Raw genomic sequence first — 19800 nt, 5'->3', positions numbered from 1 at the left:
GCATGGACGCCACAATCCGGCCAGCCCGCGCCGAAGACGCCGCCACTGTCGCCGCCGTGCACAACCGCTCCCGCTCGCAAGCGTTCCGCGGACACATCGCCGACGAGGTGCTGGACAACTTCGCGCCCCTCGAGCGCAAGTGGGCCAAGTACTTCGACGCGCCGGACGGCCGCGTCTACCTCGCGGAGGTGGACGGCGAAGCGGTGGGCATGGCCTACGGGGTGCCCGGGGAGCGCACGGAGCTGTGCAACCTCTACCTGCTCGAGGAGGCCGCTGGCTCCGGCGTCGCCGTTGAGCTGATGAACGCAGTCGTGCATCCAGGCGAGCCCGCGTTCTTGTGGGTGGCGGACTTCAACGAGCGCGCCCAGGCCTTTTACACCAAGCAGGGCTTCGCCTTCGACGGTGAGGAAACGCACCACGCGGGTGACAACGTCACCTTGAAACGCATGGTGCGCGACTAGTTAGTCAATCGGGGTGGGCTCGATCTTCCACACCTCTTCCGCGTAGTCGCGGATCGTGCGGTCGGAGGAGAAGCGGCCGGACTCGCAGATGTTGATCCAGCACTTCCGCGCCCAGCCGTCCGGGTCGGCGTAGTAGTCCGCGGCCATGCGGTCGCGGGCCTCGCGGTAGGCGGCGAAATCGCCGAGGACGTAGTAGACGTCCTGCTCGCCGTAGCCGTTGTCCTCCAGAAGCGAGGCGCGGATGTCGTGGAAGGCGCCGGTGCCGCGGTCGTCCAGTGTGCCGTCCACAAGCGCGTCGAGGGCGCGCATGAGCCCCGGCGTCTGCTCGGCCACCTGGCGCGGGTTGTAGTGCGCCTTCAGCTCCGGCAACTCCTCCTCGCGGGCACCGAAGATGTAGGCGTTGTCCTCGCCGACAGCGTCGACGATCTCCACGTTCGCGCCGTCCATCGTGCCCAGTGTGAGCGCGCCGTTCATCATGAACTTCATGTTCGACGTGCCGGATGCTTCCTTGCCGGCGGTGGAGATCTGCTCGGACACATCGGTGGCCGGGATGATCTGCTCTGCAGGCGAGACGTTGTAGTTCTCCACGAACACCACGTGGATGTACTTCGAGGCCTCCGGGTCGTTGTTCACCAGCTCCGCGATGGTGTTGATGAGCTTGATAATGCCCTTGGCGGTGACATAGCCGGGGGCGGCCTTCGCGCCGAAGATGAAGGTGCGCTTGGGAATGTCGCGCTCGCCGTCGACCGTGATGCGGAAGTACAAATCCAGGATGTACAGCGCGTTCATCAGCTGGCGCTTGTACTCGTGCAGGCGCTTGATCTGCGTATCAAAGATGGAGTCCGGGTCGATCTCCACGCCCTGGCGGGCGGCGATCCACTCCGCGAAGTCGCGCTTGTTCGCCGACTTGATGTCGCGTAGCTCGTTGAGCACCTTTGGGTCGTCCATAAGCGGGCGAAGCTCCTTGAGCTTGTCCAGGTCGGTGACCCACTCGTCGGAGCCGGAGAGTCGGTCCAAAAGCTCAGACAGGCGCGGGTTGCACATGCGCAGCCAGCGGCGCGGGGTTACACCGTTGGTTTTGTTGTTGAAGCGCTCTGGGTACAGGCCGTGCCAGAAGCCGAGGGTGTCGCGTTTGATGATCTCGGTGTGCAGCGCCGCCACGCCATTGACGGAGTAGGAGGCGTAGCAGGCGATCCACGCCATGTGCACGCGCCCGTCGTGCACTGGGGAGTAGTGGTGGGCCGTCTCCGCGTCCACGCTGCGGGACTCCATGTCCAGGCGGTAGCGGCGGTCGATTTCCTCCACGATCTCCCAGATGCGCCAGAACAGCTGCTTGAAGATGGACTCCTCCCACGTCTCCAGCGCCTCCTGCAGCACCGTGTGGTTGGTGTAGGCGAACGTGTGGGTGGTCACCTCCCAGGCTTCGTCCCAGCCGAGGCCGTGTTCGTCCATAAGCAGGCGCATCAGCTCCGGAATGCCCAGCACCGGGTGGGTGTCGTTGAGCTGGATGGAGTTGTACTTGTGGAAGTCGCGCAGGTCGTCGCCGTGGGCTGCGATGTAATCGTCGATGAGCTCCTGCAGCGACGCCGAGCAGAAGAAGTACTGCTGGCGCACGCGCAGCAGCTTGCCGGCGTAGGTGGAATCGTTGGGGTAGAGCACGCGCGTGATGTCGTGGACCGCCTCGCGCTCAAGGATCGCGTCGGCGAAGCGCTGGGAGTTGAACGCGTCGTAGTCGAACTCGGCGATCGGGGAGGCATCCCACAGGCGCAGCGTGCCCACGTTGTCGGTGCCGTAGCCGGTGATCGGCATGTCGTACGGGATGGCGCGCACGTGCATGTCGTCGAACTTCACAATGCGCTGCTCGGAGCCGCGGCGGATGATGAAGGGGTAGAACGACTCCTTCCACGCGTCCGGGTGCTCGCGCTGGAAGCCGTCCTCGAACTCCTGGCGGAACAGTCCGTAGCGGTAGAGCAGGCCGTAGCCGGTCAGCGGGAAGTCCTGCTCGGCGGCGGAATCGAGGAAGCAGGCGGCCAGGCGCCCAAGGCCGCCGTTGCCCAGGGCGGCGTCGTGCTCAGCCTCCAGCACGTCCGAAAGCTCGAAGCCGTTGGCCTCCGCAATTGCACTCGCCTTATCGACGAGCCCAAGGTTAGTCAGGTTATTCAGCAGCGCCCGCCCCTCCAGGAATTCCGCCGAGAAGTACGCCGCACGGCGGCTGGCCTTGTAGGTGTTGCGGGTTTTCGCCCAGTTGTCGGCGATCTGCTCGACAGTGGCGGCGGAAAGCCCCGTCCAGAACTTCTTCACCGTGGAGTCTTGCGGCGCGCGGCCGGAGAAGCTGCGGACGTGGCCCTCGACGGTCTGCTCGAATGCTGGCTGAGATGCAGTCATGTCTCCCGAGCGTACCGGCGCTCCGGGGTGTGCGCAGGTGACCGGATCGTGCGGCCGCGTTACTTGGCCAGGTAGCTCAGCGCCGCGGTCAGTCCTGCGCGGGTGGAGGCGTCGATGGTGGGTTCGTACTCCGGCAGGAAGGTGGACATGTGGTTGACGGGTACGTCCTCGCCGACGCGGTCTTCCTCCACCGCCTTATCCCACACGTCGTGGGGTGTGCAGCCGACGAGCCAGAAGAAGTACGGCGCGCCGTAGGCCTGGCCGATGACGGGGAAGTCCTCGGACACGGTCTTCGGGTCGGCGGTGACAGACGCGTCGCCGAAGACGCCGTCGAACTGCTCGCGCACGCGGGTGAAGACCTCCTCGTCGTTGTCCAGCAGCTCGCCGTGGGCGAAAAAGGAGATCATGGCCTGGTCCAACGAGCCGGAGGCCAGCACCTCGGCGTGGACCACGCGCTTGATGGCGGAGTAGACCTTCGCCTTGACCCGGTCGGAGTAGAAGCGGCAGTTGAGCACCAGCTCCGCCTCGCCCGGGATGATGTTGTTGGTGGTGCCGGCGTGCATGCTGGCCACGGTGACCACGGCGAAGTCCGCCGGGTCCACCTCGCGGCCCACGATCGCCTGCAGGCGGGCAATGATCATCGCCGCGGTGTAGGTGGGGTCGATGGCGTTGTGCGGCATGGAGCCGTGAGCGGCGCGGCCCGGGATTTTGATGCGGATGGAGTCGCAGGCGGCGAACTGCGGGCCCGGCTTGGACATCACTAAGCCGGCGCGGCCCGGCATGACATGCTGGCCGAAGACCACGTCCGGGGTGGGCACCTTCTCGGTCAGGCCGCCGTCGGCCATGTCCTGGGCGCCCGCGCCGATCTCCTCGCCGGGCTGGAACAAGGCGATAAAGGTGCCGGACCACTGCTCACGGGTGTTGTCCAAAAAGTCGCACATGCTCAGCAGCGCGGTGGTGTGGATGTCGTGGCCGCAGGCGTGCATGGTGCCCACGGTCTGCCCGTCGGGAGTCTTGGCCACCTTGTGGGATGCGTACGGCGCGCCGGTCTGCTCGGCCACCGGCAAGCCGTCGAAGTCCGCGCGGTGCATCACGGTCGGGCCCTCGCCGTTTTCGAAGACGGCGCAGATGCCGAACTTGCCGATGGGGGCGATGACCTCGCAGTCGAACCGCGACAGCTCCATCATCAAACGGCTGTAGGTCTCCTCCTCCTGCATGGACAGTTCCGGGTTGGCGTGCAGCAGCTCGTAGAGGCGGCGCTGCCACACCTCGTCTACGGAGTAGGAGCGCAAAATCTCGGAAATATTACTCAAATGTCATCTCTCCAAATTTGGGTTATAACGCAAAAGGTTCGGTTCCGGGGTGCATTCCTCGGCGATGCGAAGGGAGGGGGCCACGTGTCCGTCGCTACGCAAGGTGCGAAGTGCAGCCGTGGCGCGGTCGCGCATGTCGAACGGCGAGAGCGTGTTCACGTAAACCTGCGTGCCGCCCTCGAAGCCGGCAAGAGTGGAAATGCGCCATTTCAAGTTGATGCGCCACGGCATAGGCACGTCCAGGTCCACGGGGCGGTAGTGCCACTCCTCGTTTGTGGGTACCTGCCCGCCGGTGGCGGCGTGGGCTGCGTGCAGCAGGTCGGAGACCGCGCGGATTTCCTCGTCCGTGTGCTCCCACGGCTCGCTGACGCGGGACTTCGAGTACACCGTCATGGTGGGGTAGCGGTGGCCCACGCCGGCGGTGAGGATGGCGTGGTCGTTCTCCGCGATGACCAGGTTTTGGTAGAACGCGTGGTTGACGCCCCAGTCGTTGTACAGGTTCAAATTCTGGCGCAGCTTCGCCGTTTCGGTCTCGGCGTTGACACCGCGCTCGTCGATGGCCACCAGCTGCTTGTGCAGGTGCTCGAACGAGGCGCCGGCGGGCGAAAGCCAGTTTTGGAACACCACCACGTAGCGGGCGTAGGTGTGCTGCTCCACTAGGTCGCGCAGCGAATCCACGGTGAACGCGATGAAGCGGTAGTGCTCCTCCGGGGTCAGCGACCCGGAGCCGGCGAGCTGGTTGGAGCGCGTTGCACCGTCTTCGAAGTGGCGCCGGCCGATGATCACGTCGTGGCCGCCGCCGAAGTAAGCCGGGGCCAGCTGCAGCAGCTCGTCTTCCGGCTTGTCGGGATCCTGGCCGGCCGCGGCCAGCCGCGTGCGCACGGTCTCCAGCACATGCTCGCGCCCGGCGGGATCCGCCAGGTAGCGCTCCATGTGGCTGCGGCGCGCCACGGGCATTTCGTAGCCGTAGTTTTTCTGCCAATAGTCGTAGGAGACGATCTCGAACAGGTTGGGCACCCGCCGAAACTCCGCGACTGTGTTGTCTAACTCGTCGGGCATGGCGTCGCGCAGGATGGCAAACCCCTCGCCGTCGGCGACCAGCCGCGACTTCTCCGGCGGGGTGCGCAGTTTGCGCGCTTCGCAGAAATTGCAGGTGTCCGTGTGCGCGCCGGGTCCCAAGAGCTCAGGCGGGGCGCCTGTGGCGGTAAGGGGCCTGTTGCCGCGGCCTGGAACTGTCCACACTTCCGTGCCGGAGAACGGATTGACCTGCTTTAAGGTCCCGTCCGCCATGGTTCGCAGCGCAACGTGGTACGAGTGCGCTGGATTCACGGTGGGGTTAGACATGCACGCAACCATACCGGTTAGCCTTGAGCGCATGTCTGTGATCCAATTCGACGTCCTCGTCCCGCCCACCGTCGCCGGCGAGGTCAAAGAGGTATTTCAGCGCGCACTCGACATCCTCGTGCACCGCGAGAAGCTCACCGCGGGCACGGTGGAAATGGAGCAGGTGCTAATCGACGACTCCGTGCGCGCGCAGCTGGCCGAAACCTACGAGCGGGACCGGGGCGAAGACCCCGCGGAAGCAGAAGTGTTTCGCTACAGCATCACGCCCGAAGGCGCGGACAGCCTCAACCGCCTCGCCATGGGCCTGTCGCGCATCCTCACCCCGAAGGTGGACCTGCCGCGCGACCCGGTGATGCTCGAGGATCAGGACCGCTTCGAGTCACCCTCGATCTACCCCTGGACCGTAGAGGTGTTGAGGTAGGCAACGGCGATCTCTGCGCCGGCCTGGGTGAGCTGCTCGCGCACGTTGTCGGTCTCCGGGAGAGTGACCGCGATGGTGCCCGCGTCCGGCTGCTCGTCGAAACGGCCAGCGGCCACGGCAAACACAGAGTCGGCCTCGCGGGCCAGCTCGCCGACCACGGAGGCGACCTTGCCGGTGCCGGTTTGCCCGTCGAAGCGGCCCTCGCCGGTGATCACGAGAGCTGCGCCTGCGACCTGCTCCGCGAGGCCGTTGGAGTCCGCCACCACGCGCGCGCCGGGCAGGATGTGCACGTGGGATGAGTCCCCGTGGAGCATGGTGGACAGCCACGTGATGCCGATGCCCACGCCTCCCGCAGCGCCGAAGCCTGGGGTTGCCGGGTCCACGTCCGCGACCTCGCACAGACGCGCCAGGCCCCGGTCGAGCACCTCGATGTCGTCTCTAGTCGCGCCCTTCTGCGGGCCGAACACGTGCGCCGCGCCCTGCGGGCCGGTGGCCGGTGCGGTGGTGTCCGTGAGTAGGACCCACTCCACGGCGCCGGCGGGGACGTTGACCTTCGCGGTGTCGAAGTGAGCCAGCTGCTCCAACGCGCCGCCGGGCTTGAGCTGGTAGCCGGCCTGGTCTAGGGGGTTGATGCCAAGGGCGACGAGGATGCCGGTGCCGCCGTCGATCGTTGCGGTGCCCCCAAGGCCCAGCACGATGCGCTCGGCGCCGCGGGTCTGCGCGTCCGCGATAAGCACGCCGGTGCCGTACGTGTCGCCGGTCAGCGGCACCGGCTCATCCACCGCGGGCAGGCCCGAGGCGGCGGCGACGTCGATGTAGGCAGTTTTGCTCGGGGCGTGGAAGGTGTACTCCGCCTCGGTGAGGCGGCCGGCTGCGGTAGTCGTCGGCAAGCAAATGCGCTCGCCTTCGAACAGCGACGAAGTGCCCTCGCCACCGTCCGCCATGGGGGTGAGCACGATGTGCGCGTCGCGGATGACGGAGCGAACGCCTTCGGCGAGCCATTCTGCGGCCTCGGCGGCTGTGGCGGTGGACTTGAACGAATCCGGAGCGACAACGATTTTGGGCGACGGAACTGCGTCGAGCGGAGAAGACATGGGGGAGATTCTAGCTGCCGGCGACGAGCGGCCGAACGGTGTTGTAAAGTTTGTCCGGTACAGAATTCTGCATAGCTATAGATATCGGAGGCCACGCCCAATGAGCGCGATTGATCAAGAAGTTGCCGGTTACTATCAAAAGCTGCTGGAGCGCAACGCGGGCGAGCCGGAGTTCCACCAGGCAGTGGCCGAGGTACTGGATTCGCTGAAGATCGTGCTGGAGAAAGACCCGCACTACGCGGACTACGGGCTGATCGAGCGCCTCTGCGAGCCGGAGCGCCAGATCATCTTCCGGGTGCCCTGGCTGGACGACGACAACAATGTGCGCGTCAACCGCGGCTTCCGCGTCCAGTTCAACTCCGCGCTCGGCCCCTACAAAGGCGGGCTGCGCTTCCACCCGAGCGTGAACCTGGGCATTATCAAGTTCCTCGGCTTCGAGCAGATCTTCAAAAACTCCCTGACCGGCCTGCCCATCGGCGGCGGCAAGGGCGGCTCCGACTTCGACCCGAAGGGCCGCTCCGACGGGGAAATCATGCGCTTTTGCCAGTCCTTCATGACTGAGCTGTGGCGCCACATCGGCGAGTACCGCGACGTGCCCGCCGGCGACATCGGCGTGGGCGGCCGCGAGATCGGCTACCTGTTCGGCCAGTACCGCCGCCTGGTGGACCAGCACGAATCGGGTGTGCTCACCGGCAAGGGTCTGACCTGGGGCGGCTCCCTGGTGCGTAAAGAGGCCACCGGCTACGGCTGCGTGTACTTCACCAACGAGATGATGAAGGCCAACAACGAATCCATCGACGGCGCCAAGGTGATCGTCTCCGGCTCCGGCAACGTTGCAATCTATGCCATGCAGAAGGCGCAGGAACTCGGGGCGACCGTTGTCGGCTTCTCCGATTCCTCCGGCTGGGTGGAGACCCCCAATGGCGTGGACATCGAGCTCGTCCAGGACATCAAGGAGAAGCGCCGCGGGCGCGTGTCCGAGTACGCGGAGGAAACCACCGGCGCGACCTTCCACGCCGACGGTTCCATCTGGGACCTCAAGGCCGATGTGGCGCTGCCGTGCGCGACGCAAAACGAGCTGGGTGGCGACCACGCGCGCACCCTGGTTGACAATGGTGTGCGCTACGTCGCCGAGGGAGCGAACATGCCGTCTACCGCCGAGGCGATCGAGGTCTTCCGCAACCGCGGCGTGTGCTTCGGCCCAGGTAAGGCCGCTAACGCCGGCGGTGTAGCCACCTCTGCTTTGGAGATGCAGCAGAACGCCTCGCGCGACTCCTGGTCCTTCGATTACACGGACGACCGTCTGCACCAGATCATGTCCAACATCTTCAAGGTGACCAAGAACACCGCCGAGGAATACGACCGCGCGGGCGACTACGTCATCGGCGCAAATATCGCCGGTTTTAAAAAGGTGGCCGACGCGATGCTCGCTCAGGGCGTGATTTAGCGCTCTAGCGGGTACGCTTAGGCACCATGTACCGCGTTTTTGAAGCCCTGGATGAGCTAGTTCAAACCCTGGAGCAGGCCTACGGCGTGCCTATGACCTCTAATTGCATGGTTCCCCGCAACGAGATGCTCGGGCTTCTCGACGACCTCCGGAACGCCCTGCCCGTCGACTTGGACGACGCGCAGGACGTGCTGGACAAGCAGGACGAGATCCTGCGCGGGGCGCAGGACCGCGCCGACATGCTCGTCGGCGACGCCGAGGAGGATGCCCGCCGCATCGTCTCCGACGCGCACTCCGAGTCCGAGTCGATGCTCTCTGACGCGCAGGCGCGCGCGACCAACCTGGTCACCGACGCGGAAGAAGAATCCAACATGATGGTCACCCAGGCGCAGAACGTGGCCGAGATGACCGTGACCAACGCGCAGCGCGAGGCCGACAACATTGTCGAGTCCGGCAACGCCGAGTACCAGCGCACCGTGGACAAGGGCCTGGCGGAGCAGGAGCGTCTGATCTCCGAGTCCGAGGTCATGCGCCGCGCCGACGAGGAGGCGCACCGCCTGGTGGACGAGGCGACCGCCGAGTCCAACCGCCTGCGCTCCGAGTGCGACGACTATGTCGATTCCAAGCTCGCCGAGTTCGAAGACGGGCTGCGGGGCGTGCTGCAGACCGTCTCCTCCGACCGTTCCGCGCTGCGCCGCGGTGCCGGTGCCGCAGGTGCGGCGGCTCGCGGCCGCCGCGACGAGTACTAACGGGTAGTCTGTGGCCGCTATGTCTACCAACCCTTTCGTATTCGACGTAAGCGAAGTCCTCGGCGGCGACGGCACCCCAGAGACTGTGACGCAGACGGGCCCGTCCCCGGCGCGCATCGGCCCCGAGATGATCGCGATCCCTGAGGGACGCGAGGTTGAAATTGAGGCGACGCTGATCCCGCTCGGCTCCGGAGTGATGGTGGATGCCACCGCCACGGCGCAGCTTGAGGGCCAGTGTGTGCGCTGCCTGAAGGCACTCACCCCGACAGAGACGCTGCGCATTTCCGAGGTGTTTTCTGCCTCCGACGACTTCATCACCGGCGACAGCGAGGAAGACGAGGACCAGGGCTCCGGCGACGAGATCCGCAAGGTTGTCGACGGCACCGTGGACCTGGAGCAGGCGTTCGTGGACGAGGCCGGTATGAACTGGCCGTTCAATCCCACCTGCGAGCCGGAGTGCGAGGGCGACACCGACGTGCCGGCCCCGGACGCGGTCGAGGGCGAGGAGAACAACCTGGTCGACCCACGCTGGGCCGGCCTGGAGAAGTTCCTGTGAGCCGCTCGAAGAAGAACAAAGCCAACGCGGACGAGCTGTGGGAGCAGGCGTTTGACGCCGTCGACCACGCCCCGCTCATTGCGCACCTCGGCGTGGACATCGAGCGCGAGAGCCTGAAGCTCGCGCTGACCCACCGCTCGTTCGCCAACGAGCACGGCCACCTGCCCAACAACGAGCGCTTGGAGTTCGTCGGCGATGCCGTGCTGGGCCTGTCCGTTGCCACCAAGCTGTTCGAGCTGTACCCCTCGCGCCCGGAGTCGGACCTGTCGCCGATGCGCGCTGCGATCGTCTCGCGCTACGGCCTGGCCGACATCGCCCGCGACATCGAACTGGGCTCGCACGTGCTCATCGGCAAAGGCGAAGAGCTCACCGGCGGCCGCGAGAAAGAGTCGATCCTCGCGGACACCACCGAGGCGATCTTCGGCGCGATCTACCTGCAGCACGGCTTCGAGCCGGCGCGCGATGTGATACTCAAGCTTTTCGACGAAAAGCTCCGCACCGCCACCGTCAACAAAAAACACCACGACTGGAAGACTGACCTGCAGGTGCGCCTGGCGGAGCTGAAACTGCCGGTGGCGGAGTACGTCTCCGAGGCGGAAGGCCCCGAGCACAACCAGACGTTTACGGCGCAGGCGCTGGTGGGCGGCGTCGCCCGCGGCACCGGCACCGGACCGAACAAGAAGCTGGCGGAGCAGGAGGCGGCCCACCAGGCGGTGCTGTACCTGCGCGACCACGCGGCGGAGGCCGTTCGCGGCAATGCCTGAGCTGCCCGAAGTTGAGGTGGTGCGCCGCGGGCTGGACCAGCACGTGGTCGGCCGCACGTTTCAGCGGGTAGAGGTGCTGCACCCCCGCGCCGCGCGCGGCAACACCGTGGACTTGGAGGCCACGCTGCCTGGGCTCACGATTACTGGCACGGGCCGGCGCGGCAAATACATGTGGTTCACGCTCAGCGACGGCGCGGCGCTGCTCGTGCACTTGCGCATGAGCGGGCAGATGCTCGTGGCCAAACATGGCACCGTCACCTCGCCGCACCTGCGCATCCGCGCGGACGTGGGGGAGGTGGAGCTGGATTTTGTGGACCAGCGAACTTTTGGGTTCTGGCAGTACACCCAGCTTGTGGGCGGCATCCCGCACCCCGCCCTCCACATCGCCCCCGACCCGTTCGAGCCCGACTTCGACGTCCGCGAGACTGCCCGGGCGATGCGGCGGAGAAAATCGCCGTTGAAAAATGTGCTGCTGAACCAGGAGGTGGTCAGCGGCATCGGATCCATCTACGCCGACGAGGCGATGTGGGCCGCGGGCCTGAAGCCTTGGCGCAGCGCGAAGACCATGCGTCAGCGCGACGCGGAGGCGGTGCTGGATGCCTCGCGCGAGGTGATGGCCCGCTCGCTGGAGCAGGGTGGCACGAGCTTCGATGCCCTGTACGTCAACGTCAACGGCGCGTCCGGGTATTTCTCCCGCTCGCTCAACGCCTACGGGCAGGCGGGCAAACCCTGCGCCCGCTGCGGCACCCCGATCGAGCGCGTTGTGGTCGGCGGGCGTTCCAGCTACTTCTGCCCGGCATGCCAGGTGTTGTAGCGCGCGAGTACGGTGGTGCGACATGGTTGATCAGTCAGCATTCAAAGACGCAATGAGCCAGCTGGCTGCCGCAGTGGCGATCGTGACCACCGGTTCCGCGACGGACCCGCACGGCACCACCGTCAGCGCCTTCATGTCCCTATCGCTGGATCCGCCGATGGTGCTGGTCTCGCTGGATCAAAGGTCGTCGCTGTTGGCGTCGTTGGCCGAAGGGGCGTCGATAGGCATTAATGTGCTCTCCACCGAGCAGAACGTGCTGGCACGGCGCTTCGCCACGAAGGGGGTGGACCGCTTCGCGGGGGTGGAGTGGGTGATGGCCGACGGTGCGCCGCAGCTGGCCGGCAACCACACGTGGGTGGCCGGGCGTGTTGCGCAGATGATCGCTGCGGGCGACCACGTACTTGTGCTGGTGAACGTGGAGAACACGGATGTGAACACCAACTGCCCGCTGCTGTACTGGCAGCGCGAGTTTGGCACCCATGGTGCGATTGCACCCGGCGAGGTGTGCACCCCGGTGGTGGAGGGGTAGGTCAAAAGCCTCTAGTTGTGTGATGTGGGCAACCTGCGGATACACTGCCCGCCATGGAAACAGCCACCACCTTCGTCGAAGATTCGCTCAACGGCGTGCTGTGGAACATCGTCCCGGTGTTCCTCATCGCCGCCGGCGTCTACTTCGGATTCCGCACACTGTTCGTTCAAATCCGACTCATACCGGACATGCTCAGGGCCGTCGCCGAGACGCCCAAGGGCAAGGACCGCGAGGGCCGCGACCTCGACGAAGAATACGGTGGCGTATCCGCGTTCAAGGCGTTTACCATCTCCGCCGCCTCGCGCGTGGGCACCGGCAACATCGCCGGCGTGGCGCTGGCGATCTCCATCGGCGGGCCCGGTGCAGTGTTCTGGATGTGGCTGCTTGCACTGCTCGGCGGCGCCACCGCGTTTGTCGAGTCCACCCTGGCGCAGCTGTGGAAGACCAAGGACGCGGAAGGCAACTACCACGGCGGGCCCGCCTACTACATGACGCGCGGCCTGGGTTGGAGGCCACTGGCCGTGCTGTTCTCCGCCTTTTTGGCGCTGACCTACGGCTTCGTCTACAACGCCATCCAGACCAACTCCATCACCGCGGCGATTGAAACCTCCGTGGGCAACGACTCCGCGCTGGTCAAATGCGCGGTCGCCGGTGTGCTGGCGATCCTCACCGCACTGGTCATCTTCGGCGGCGTGACGCGTATCGCATCGTGGACGCAGGTGATTGTGCCGTTTATGGCCGGCGCCTACATCATCATGGGCGTGGTGGTACTCGTGGTGAACTGGCGCGAGATCCCCGCCATGTTCGAGCTGATTGTCACCCATGCGTTGGGCTTGAAGGAAGTCGCCGGCGCCGGGGTCTGGCTCGCGTTTACGCAGGGCATGCGCCGCGGTCTGTTCTCCAACGAGGCCGGCATGGGCTCCGCTCCGAACGCAGCTGCCTCTGCGACCGTGTCCCACCCGGTCAAGCAGGGCCTGGTGCAAACCCTCGGCGTGTACTTTGACACGCTGCTCGTGTGCACCATCACCGCCTTTATTGTGCTGCTTGGCCCGGCCGTGTCCTACGGCAAGGACGATGTGCAGGGCGTCTCCCTGACCCAGTCCGCGCTGGCTGATTCCTTGGGCGACTGGAGCGCCCACGCCATCACGGCCATTCTGTTCTTCCTGGCGTTTTCCTCCGTGATCGGCAACTACTACCTCGCGCAAACCAACCTGGAGTACCTCACCGAATCCAAATCCGCGCTCAACGTCTTCCGCATTGTTGTCATCGGATTTGTCATCTTCGGCGCGTTCGGCTCCGTCCCACTCGTGTGGGCCCTCGGCGACACCATGGCCGGCCTGCTGGCCATCTTCAACATCGTCGCAATCATCCCGCTCGGCGGCGTGGTGCTGAAGCTGCTGAAGAACTTCAACGACCAGCGCCGCAAGGGCATCGACCCGGTGTTCCACCGCGACATGCTCCCGGAGCTGAAGAACGTGGAGTTCTGGGACGGCTCGGACCCGGTGACCCGCCGCAGCGAAGATGACCGCACCGTGGCGGATTACAGCAACGACTAGCGTTCGACGGCGCTACGCTTGGGCGGCATGACAGATACACGCATGACCGCTCACGTCCGCGGCACCGTCCAAGGCGTCGGATTTCGCTGGTGGACCCGCTCCCGCGCACTCGAGCTGGGGCTTGCCGGCTACGCGAAGAACCTTTCTGATGGCAGGGTAGAGGTGGTTGCGGAGGGGGCCGAAGGTGACGTCGCAAAGCTAAAAGCTCTTCTTGAAGAACAGCCTTCGAGTGCGGATCGTCCGGGGAATGTGGAGCACGTCCAGGCGCAATTCGGGGAGCCGAAGGGCGCGGAAGGGTTTGAGGAACGATGAAGAAGCGAATTGCGGCAACCGCTGCGGCAGTGGCATTTGCAGCGGTCCCGGCGCCTGCGCAAGCGCAGGACTTATCCTCCAGCTTCGCGTCCATGAGCAGCCTGCCTAACCGGCAGTACGATCCCGGTCTGCCGTGGGACGTGGCGGAAGCATCGCGGGCGAAAACCTACCGCAACATCAACTTCTACCGCATCCAAAACGGCCGCCTGCCGTGGCTGCGAAGCGGCCAGTTGGACGCGCAAGCGCAGGCGTGGGCCGAGGAGCTCAGCCGCACGAACAGCTTCCGCCACTCGGACGCCAACGTGTACGAGAACATAGGCTTCAGCTCGCACAGCCCGGAGGCGGCGTTTGAGCAGTGGCGCACCTCGCCGGGACACAACCGCAACATGCTGTCCAACGCGCGTGCGGTGGGCATCGGCGCGGCCCACGGCTACGTGGCGGGACGCGGCTGGGGCTACATCGTGGTCATGCAGGCGCGCTAGCCAACGCGCGGTAACATCCACAAAATGCACCTGAAATCGCTGACGCTCAAAGGATTCAAGTCCTTCGCGTCGGCGACGACGATGAAATTCGAGCCCGGCATCTGTGCCGTGGTGGGGCCGAACGGCTCCGGCAAATCCAACGTGGTGGATGCGCTCGCGTGGGTGATGGGCGAGCAGGGCGCGAAGAACCTGCGCGGCGGGAAGATGGAAGACGTCATCTTCGCCGGCGCGGGCGGCCGCAAGCCGTTGGGGCGCGCGGAGGTCACGCTCACCTTCGACAACACGGACAAGCGCCTGCCCATCGACTATACAGATGTGGCCATTACCCGCCGCATGTTCCGCGACGGCGCCTCGGAGTACGAGATCAACGGCTCCAAGGCGCGCCTGATGGACATCCAGGAGCTGCTGTCCGATTCCGGCATCGGCCGCGAGATGCACATCATCGTCGGCCAGGGCAAGCTCTCCGAGATCCTGGATTCGCGCCCGGAGGAGCGCCGCGCGTTCATCGAGGAGGCTGCGGGTGTGCTCAAGCACCGCCGCCGCAAGGAGAAGGCGCAGCGCAAGCTCACCGGCATGCAGGCGAACCTGGACCGCCTGACCGACCTCACCGACGAGCTGGGCAAGCAGCTCAAACCCCTGGCCCGCCAGGCGGAGGCCGCCAAGCGGGGCGCGGCGGTGCAGGCGGAGTTGCGCGACGCGAAGCTCAAGCTCGCCGGCGATCAGGTGGTGCGGCTGCGCGCGAAGTACGCTGACGCCGAGCGCGCCGCCGAGATGCTGGCGGAGCAGGTGGAGACCGTCACCGCGACGTTGGAGACCGCGGTGGAGGAGCAGGAGGCCGTGGAGGCGCGTCAGCAGGAGCTGCAGCCGCAGGCTCAGGAGGCGCAGCAGCTGTGGTTTGCGCTGTCCACGCTGGCTGAGAGGGTGAGCGCGACCCAGCGCATCGCGTCGGAACGCGCCCGCAGTTCCAATTCGTTCGCGCCCTATGCCGGCCAGGATCCGGAGGACCTGGAGGCGCGGGCGCAGCTTGCGGACGAGCGCTACGCCGAAGCCCTCGAAGCAGCCGAGGAAGCCGCCGAGAAACTCGAGACCATCCGCGAGGAGGTTGCCGAGCGCCAGGAAGCCTTCGACGCCGCCGAGCGCGAGCACATGGCGCAGGTGCGCGCGATCGCGGACCGTCGCGAGGGTGTCGTGCGCCTGATCGCGCAGGAGGAATCTCAGGCAGCGGCCGTCGAGGCGGCCGTAGATGAGGTGCGCCGCTTAGAGGAAACGCTCGCAGAGACGAAGCAACGCGCGCGAGAAGCCGATGGGGAGGTCGCGTCCGTCGAGGAGCGCATCGCAGGCTTTGCGGCGGAGCGCTCGCCTCTCGACGACGCATTCGCCCGTGCCCACACAGAGTCCGACGCCGCGGACAAGCGCCTGGACCAGCTGCGGGCCGAGCAGCGCGAGCACGAGCGCGCCGTGGCAACCCTGCAGTCGCGCATTGACACGCTGGCGGAGCAGGCGCCGAAGCGCTCCGCAGAAGACGTGCTCTCCGGGTTTACAGCCCTTGCGGGCTTAGTCACCGTGGAGCCCGGGTTAGACCGCGCGCTTGCCGCCGCGCTCGGAGAGCACGCAGAGGCACTGGCGGGTGAGGTCTCCGACGGCGCGGTCGGCGCGCTGGAGTCGGCCGCGCGCACCGTGGTGGTGGACGCGCGCGGCGGGTCCACCTGGCGCTTAGACACCGACGGCGAGGTGGACTGGCTGCTTGACCACATCACACTTGACCCCTCTGTGACCGGCCCGGTCACGCGCTTGCTCGCGGACGTGGTGGTGGCGGATGATCTCGCTGCCGCGCGCAGCGTGGTGGAGCAGGATCCGCGCCTGCGGGCCGTGACACCTGCAGGCGTGCTCGTGGGCGAAGGGTGGGTCGCCGCCGGCACGGGGCAGACCTCCACGGTGGAGGTCTCGGCCCGCATCGAGGCCGCGAAGTCCGAGTTGGCCGAAGCGCAACAGCTGCTCGAGGAGCTCGCGGGCACCCTCGAAGGCGCGACCGTCGCCGCCGACGAGGCCCGCGTGAGCGCGGCGTCCGCCAAGGCGGCGCTGCGCGAGCACGACACCGAAGTCGAATCCTGGCGCCGGGACATGGCACGCCTGGTCAAACAGGCCGAGGCGAACAAGTCCGAGCACGAGCGCGCAGCGGCACGGGCGAACGAGGCGGACGCGCGCTTGGCCCAGCGCCGCAGCGAGTTGGAGGAGACGCGCGACCGCCTCACCCGCGTGGACACGGACGTCGCCGAGTCGCCGGAGGAGCCGTCGACGGAGCAGCGCGACCAGGCAAGAAACGCGCTCAACCACGCCAAGTCCTTGGAGATGGAGGCCACGCTCGCCTCGCGTACGGCGCAGCAGCGCGCGGAAGCCGAGGCCGGCAAGGGCGACGCGCTTCGCCGGCAGGCGGAGCAGGAGCGGCAGGCGAAGGCCCGTCATGAGGCGGCGATGGCTCGCCGGAGGGCGGAAGGGGAGCTGGCCGGTGCCGTCGAGAAGCATGCGCGCGACTTGGCAGCCCGCATCGAAGACGCGCTCGCCCGCGCTACCGCCCAGCGCGACGAGCTGAACGCGCAGCTCAACTCCCTGCAGGGCAAGGTGCAGCAGGCGCGCCAGCAGGTGGGCGCCACCCGCCAGCAGCTCGCGCGGCTGACGGACAATGCGCACCAGTCCGACATTGCGCGCTCGCAGGCGCAGGTGCGCATCGACGAGGCGGAGTCCAACATCACCTCGTCGTTGGGCATCGCGGTGTCCGACCTGCTCGCGGACTACACCCCGGGCGAGGACTTCGACCGCGACGCCGAGCAGAAGCGTCTCAAGCAGGCGGAAAAGGACCTGCGCGCACTGGGCAAGGTCAATCCGCTGGCGCTGGAGGAGTTCAAGGCATTGGAAGAGCGCTACACGTTTTTGAGCACGCAGCTCGACGACGTGATCCAGGCCCGCAAGGACCTCACCGGCGTGATCGAGGACGTGGACGCGCAGATCCTGCAGCTGTTCACCGACGCCTGGGCGGACGTGGAGGCGGAGTTCCCGCGCGTGTTCCAAACCCTGTTCCCGGGCGGCGAGGCGCGCCTCGTGCTCACCGAGCCAGACGACATGCTTGCCACCGGCATCGAGATCGAAGCCCGCCCGCCGGGCAAGCGAGTCAAGCGTCTGTCCTTGCTTTCCGGCGGCGAGAAGTCGTTGACGGCGCTCGCCTTCCTAGTTGCCATCTTCCGCGCGCGCCCCAGCCCGTTTTACGTGCTCGACGAGGTAGAGGCGGCACTTGACGACGTCAACCTCCGCCGCCTCATCGCCCTGCTCGAGGAGCTGCGGCAGGACTCTCAGCTCATCGTGATCACCCACCAGAAGCCCACCATGGACGTCGCGAACGTGCTGTACGGCGTGACCATGCGCGGCGACGGTGTCACCCGCGTGCTCTCGCAGCGTATGCAGCCTGCGGGGGCAGCTCCCGCCGAGTAGTATCATCCGAAAGTTGGAGAAAAGGTGAAAATGTTAGCTTTACGTACTGCTGGGGCTATCGGTGTTGTTGCGTTGACGCTCTTTGCGGGAGGGTGCTCCGCTACAACGGATCTCGACGGCACCTACACCAAGGTTGAATCAGCTGGTGAGGAGAATCTGACCAGTACCCTCACCATCGACGGGGGAGACTGCACGCTGCGTCACGTCGCCGAGCCCGAAAATGTTGAGGCTGACGAGGCGTGCACCGTCGATGAGGATAACCTCATCTTCACCGCGGATGGCGCGGAAACACGGTTGCCGGTCACTCAAACGGATGAGGGGGATTTGCGGATCGGACTCGGCGACGGGGAGCTCTACCAAAAGGGCCACTAGGGCCTTCTTGATGCCCGCCCCCGCGTGATGTCGGCGGTGCTGGCACACTAGAGCGCATGGATCTCAATGCTTTAGTCAACAGCACTGCGTTTTGGATTGTCCTCGCAGTCATCGTCATTGCGCTGATCCTCATCGGCGTTGTTGTCGCCGGGAAGAAGCGCAGGGAATCGAAGACCATCTCCTTTGACAAGGTCGAAGAGCCCAAGGAGCTGACCCAGCAGGAGAAGTCGGGCAACTACCAGGCCAAGGGCGGCTTCAATTTCGCGCCAGCGGACGCGCAGCCGAAGCAGCCGGAGCCGGTCCGCCGCGAGAAGCCGAAGACTGAGGCGAAGCCGCAGGCCGCCGCGTTTGTCCCGCCGAAGCAGGAGGAAGAAGAGACCGTCGTCGAACGCGCAATTTCGCGTGACGACGAACCGCGGGTGCCCACCGAAACCGTCGAGTCGGCGAAGGCAGAGCCGGCTGAGCCGGTTGAGCAGCCGGTGGAGCCGGCTGAGCCAGTCGCCGAGGAGCAGCCCGTCGAACCGGTCGAGCCGGAGCAGCCCGTCGAACCCGCTGAGCCCGTGGAGCGGGTTGACGAGGTCGAGGCGGAGCCCGTCGATAAGCAGACTGCTGAGGCCGAGGAGGCCGCGGCGGCTGCGGCAGCGGCGCAGGAGAGCGCGGACGAGGCGCGCCAGGAGGGCGCTGCGGCTTCCGACGATGCCGTGGTGGTTGAGGCGCCGACCGAGGAGCCGCTGGACGACATTGCGCCGGCCGCCGGCCGCATGGGCAAGCTACGCGGGCGACTGTCGCGCTCCCAGAACGCGATCGGACAGGGCCTTTTGGGCATCCTCACCGCCGGCGACCTCGACGAGGACGCCTGGGAGGAAATCGAGGACACGCTGATCATGGCGGACCTCGGCGCCGAGCTGACCATGAAGGTCACCGATTCGCTGCGAGAGAAGATCGCCGAGCGCGGCGTGGAGACCGAGGACCAGGCCCGCGCAATGTTGCGCGAGACGCTCATCGAGGCCGCGCGCCCCGAGATGGACCGCTCGATTAAGGCCATGCCGAACGACGGCAAACCCGCCGTGATCCTGGTCGTCGGCGTCAACGGCACCGGCAAGACCACCACCACCGGCAAGCTCGCTCGCGTGCTGGTGTCCATGGGCCACTCCGTAGTGCTCGGCGCGGCAGATACCTTCCGCGCGGCCGCCGCCGACCAGCTGGAGACCTGGGGCAAGCGTGTCGGCGCCTCCACCGTGCGCGGTAAGGAGGGCGCGGACCCGGCGTCCGTCGCCTTCGACGCGGTGGCTACCGGTGTCGCCGAGGGTGCGGACGTTGTGCTCGTGGACACCGCGGGCCGCCTGCACACCTCCACCGGCCTGATGGACCAGCTGGGCAAGGTCAAGCGCGTGGTCGAAAAGAAGAGCAACGTCGACGAGGTCCTGCTGGTGCTGGATGCCACCGTCGGCCAGAACGGCATCATGCAGGCGCGCGTGTTCCGCGAGGTCGTGGACATCACCGGCGTGGTGCTAACCAAGCTGGACGGAACCGCGAAGGGCGGCATCGTCTTCCAGGTGCAGGAAGAGCTCGGCGTGCCCGTCAAGCTCGTCGGCCTCGGCGAGGGCGCCGACGACCTCGCGCCGTTTGAGGTGGAAAGCTTCGTCGACGCGTTGCTCGGCTAAGCATTTGCCTATTAGCGCCTCCGCGCCCCCGGCGACAGCACAGTGATGTGCCCA

Annotated in this window: 18 protein-coding genes; 14 read left to right on the top strand and 4 right to left on the bottom strand. The window is 66.3% G+C overall.

Annotated elements, in window-relative coordinates; genetic code table 11:
• The first annotated feature begins 2 nt into the window (after positions 1 to 2).
• Positions 3 to 461: a GNAT family N-acetyltransferase gene (locus tag CAFEL_RS07200; RefSeq protein ID WP_194559512.1), complete on the top strand. Its 459-nt coding sequence runs from the start codon at positions 3 to 5 to the stop codon at positions 459 to 461.
• Here CAFEL_RS07200 and CAFEL_RS07195 read toward each other — a convergent pair whose 3' ends face one another.
• Genes CAFEL_RS07195 through CAFEL_RS07185 form a run of 3 tightly spaced genes read right to left on the bottom strand, consistent with a single transcriptional unit; the run spans position 462 to position 5503 of the window.
• On the bottom strand, positions 462 to 2846 hold the full coding sequence (locus CAFEL_RS07195) for a glycogen/starch/alpha-glucan phosphorylase (RefSeq protein WP_194559511.1): 2385 nt from the start codon (positions 2844 to 2846) through the stop codon (positions 462 to 464).
• 59 nt (positions 2847 to 2905) lie between these two features.
• Positions 2906 to 4159: an amidohydrolase gene (locus CAFEL_RS07190; RefSeq protein WP_194559510.1), complete on the bottom strand. Its 1254-nt coding sequence runs from the start codon at positions 4157 to 4159 to the stop codon at positions 2906 to 2908.
• A 3-nt stretch (positions 4160 to 4162) separates the two neighbouring features.
• Positions 4163 to 5503 carry a DUF4921 family protein gene (locus tag CAFEL_RS07185; protein ID WP_228496176.1) on the bottom strand — a complete coding sequence of 447 codons (1341 nt, stop codon included), beginning with the start codon at positions 5501 to 5503 and terminating at the stop codon, positions 4163 to 4165.
• Between the two features lie 31 nt (positions 5504 to 5534).
• On the opposite strand from CAFEL_RS07185, the gene CAFEL_RS07180 reads away from it, so the two are divergent.
• Positions 5535 to 5924, top strand: a complete 390-nt coding sequence (locus tag CAFEL_RS07180) for a hypothetical protein (protein WP_194559509.1) — start codon at positions 5535 to 5537, stop codon at positions 5922 to 5924.
• Here the strand turns inward: CAFEL_RS07180 and CAFEL_RS07175 are convergent.
• Positions 5894 to 7018, bottom strand: a complete 1125-nt coding sequence (locus CAFEL_RS07175) for a glycerate kinase family protein (RefSeq protein WP_194559508.1) — start codon at positions 7016 to 7018, stop codon at positions 5894 to 5896. The genes CAFEL_RS07180 and CAFEL_RS07175 overlap by 31 nt on opposite strands.
• Positions 7019 to 7118: 100 nt before the next feature.
• Here CAFEL_RS07175 and gdhA point away from each other — a divergent pair, with 100 nt between their 5' ends.
• The 12 genes from gdhA to ftsY are packed head-to-tail and all read left to right on the top strand — an operon-like array spanning position 7119 to position 19746.
• Positions 7119 to 8465, top strand: coding sequence for an NADP-specific glutamate dehydrogenase (gene gdhA, locus CAFEL_RS07170; protein WP_194559507.1), 1347 nt, complete (start codon positions 7119 to 7121; stop codon positions 8463 to 8465).
• 26 nt (positions 8466 to 8491) lie between these two features.
• Positions 8492 to 9214 carry a DivIVA domain-containing protein gene (locus tag CAFEL_RS07165; RefSeq protein ID WP_194559506.1) on the top strand — a complete coding sequence of 241 codons (723 nt, stop codon included), beginning with the start codon at positions 8492 to 8494 and terminating at the stop codon, positions 9212 to 9214.
• 19 nt (positions 9215 to 9233) lie between these two features.
• Positions 9234 to 9770 carry a YceD family protein gene (locus CAFEL_RS07160; RefSeq protein WP_194559505.1) on the top strand — a complete coding sequence of 179 codons (537 nt, stop codon included), beginning with the start codon at positions 9234 to 9236 and terminating at the stop codon, positions 9768 to 9770.
• Complete coding sequence (gene rnc / locus CAFEL_RS07155) at positions 9767 to 10534, top strand: ribonuclease III (RefSeq protein WP_194559504.1); 768 nt, start codon at positions 9767 to 9769, stop codon at positions 10532 to 10534. The genes CAFEL_RS07160 and rnc overlap by 4 nt, the downstream gene beginning before the upstream one ends.
• Complete coding sequence (gene mutM / locus CAFEL_RS07150; RefSeq protein ID WP_194559503.1) at positions 10527 to 11348, top strand: bifunctional DNA-formamidopyrimidine glycosylase/DNA-(apurinic or apyrimidinic site) lyase; 822 nt, start codon at positions 10527 to 10529, stop codon at positions 11346 to 11348. The genes rnc and mutM overlap by 8 nt, the downstream gene beginning before the upstream one ends.
• A gap of 22 nt (positions 11349 to 11370) precedes the next feature.
• Complete coding sequence (locus CAFEL_RS07145; RefSeq protein WP_194559502.1) at positions 11371 to 11877, top strand: flavin reductase family protein; 507 nt, start codon at positions 11371 to 11373, stop codon at positions 11875 to 11877.
• 53 nt (positions 11878 to 11930) lie between these two features.
• Complete coding sequence (locus tag CAFEL_RS07140; protein ID WP_194559501.1) at positions 11931 to 13433, top strand: alanine/glycine:cation symporter family protein; 1503 nt, start codon at positions 11931 to 11933, stop codon at positions 13431 to 13433.
• A 27-nt stretch (positions 13434 to 13460) separates the two neighbouring features.
• Positions 13461 to 13745: an acylphosphatase gene (locus tag CAFEL_RS07135; protein WP_194559500.1), complete on the top strand. Its 285-nt coding sequence runs from the start codon at positions 13461 to 13463 to the stop codon at positions 13743 to 13745.
• Complete coding sequence (locus tag CAFEL_RS07130; RefSeq protein ID WP_194559499.1) at positions 13742 to 14227, top strand: CAP domain-containing protein; 486 nt, start codon at positions 13742 to 13744, stop codon at positions 14225 to 14227. Before CAFEL_RS07135 ends, CAFEL_RS07130 begins: the two co-directional genes overlap by 4 nt.
• 24 nt (positions 14228 to 14251) lie before the next feature.
• Complete coding sequence (gene smc / locus CAFEL_RS07125) at positions 14252 to 17710, top strand: chromosome segregation protein SMC (protein ID WP_194559498.1); 3459 nt, start codon at positions 14252 to 14254, stop codon at positions 17708 to 17710.
• A gap of 30 nt (positions 17711 to 17740) precedes the next feature.
• Complete coding sequence (locus CAFEL_RS07120) at positions 17741 to 18082, top strand: hypothetical protein (RefSeq protein WP_194559497.1); 342 nt, start codon at positions 17741 to 17743, stop codon at positions 18080 to 18082.
• A 56-nt stretch (positions 18083 to 18138) separates the two neighbouring features.
• The gene (gene ftsY / locus CAFEL_RS07115) at positions 18139 to 19746 is read left to right on the top strand and encodes a signal recognition particle-docking protein FtsY (protein WP_194559496.1); all 1608 of its coding nucleotides are present in this window, start codon (positions 18139 to 18141) and stop codon (positions 19744 to 19746) included.
• The last annotated feature ends 54 nt before the right edge of the window (positions 19747 to 19800 follow it).

Source organism: Corynebacterium afermentans subsp. lipophilum, from assembly GCF_030408375.1.
GTDB classification, from domain to species: domain Bacteria; phylum Actinomycetota; class Actinomycetes; order Mycobacteriales; family Mycobacteriaceae; genus Corynebacterium; species Corynebacterium lipophilum.
The sequence above is the reverse complement of the archived record's forward strand: the minus strand, read 5'-3'. Positions and strand labels throughout refer to the sequence as shown.

Coding starts and splice junctions, on each gene's coding strand:
- CAFEL_RS07200 (WP_194559512.1), top strand. CDS start 3: ATGGACGCCACAATCCGGCCAGCCCGCGCCGAAGACGCCGCCACTGTC.
- CAFEL_RS07195 (WP_194559511.1), bottom strand. CDS start 2,846: ATGACTGCATCTCAGCCAGCATTCGAGCAGACCGTCGAGGGCCACGTC.
- CAFEL_RS07185 (WP_228496176.1), bottom strand. CDS start 5,503: ATGTCTAACCCCACCGTGAATCCAGCGCACTCGTACCACGTTGCGCTG.
- CAFEL_RS07180 (WP_194559509.1), top strand. CDS start 5,535: ATGTCTGTGATCCAATTCGACGTCCTCGTCCCGCCCACCGTCGCCGGC.
- CAFEL_RS07175 (WP_194559508.1), bottom strand. CDS start 7,018: ATGTCTTCTCCGCTCGACGCAGTTCCGTCGCCCAAAATCGTTGTCGCT.
- gdhA (WP_194559507.1), top strand. CDS start 7,119: ATGAGCGCGATTGATCAAGAAGTTGCCGGTTACTATCAAAAGCTGCTG.
- CAFEL_RS07165 (WP_194559506.1), top strand. CDS start 8,492: ATGTACCGCGTTTTTGAAGCCCTGGATGAGCTAGTTCAAACCCTGGAG.
- CAFEL_RS07160 (WP_194559505.1), top strand. CDS start 9,234: ATGTCTACCAACCCTTTCGTATTCGACGTAAGCGAAGTCCTCGGCGGC.
- mutM (WP_194559503.1), top strand. CDS start 10,527: ATGCCTGAGCTGCCCGAAGTTGAGGTGGTGCGCCGCGGGCTGGACCAG.
- CAFEL_RS07145 (WP_194559502.1), top strand. CDS start 11,371: ATGGTTGATCAGTCAGCATTCAAAGACGCAATGAGCCAGCTGGCTGCC.
- CAFEL_RS07140 (WP_194559501.1), top strand. CDS start 11,931: ATGGAAACAGCCACCACCTTCGTCGAAGATTCGCTCAACGGCGTGCTG.
- CAFEL_RS07135 (WP_194559500.1), top strand. CDS start 13,461: ATGACAGATACACGCATGACCGCTCACGTCCGCGGCACCGTCCAAGGC.
- CAFEL_RS07130 (WP_194559499.1), top strand. CDS start 13,742: ATGAAGAAGCGAATTGCGGCAACCGCTGCGGCAGTGGCATTTGCAGCG.
- smc (WP_194559498.1), top strand. CDS start 14,252: ATGCACCTGAAATCGCTGACGCTCAAAGGATTCAAGTCCTTCGCGTCG.
- CAFEL_RS07120 (WP_194559497.1), top strand. CDS start 17,741: ATGTTAGCTTTACGTACTGCTGGGGCTATCGGTGTTGTTGCGTTGACG.
- ftsY (WP_194559496.1), top strand. CDS start 18,139: ATGGATCTCAATGCTTTAGTCAACAGCACTGCGTTTTGGATTGTCCTC.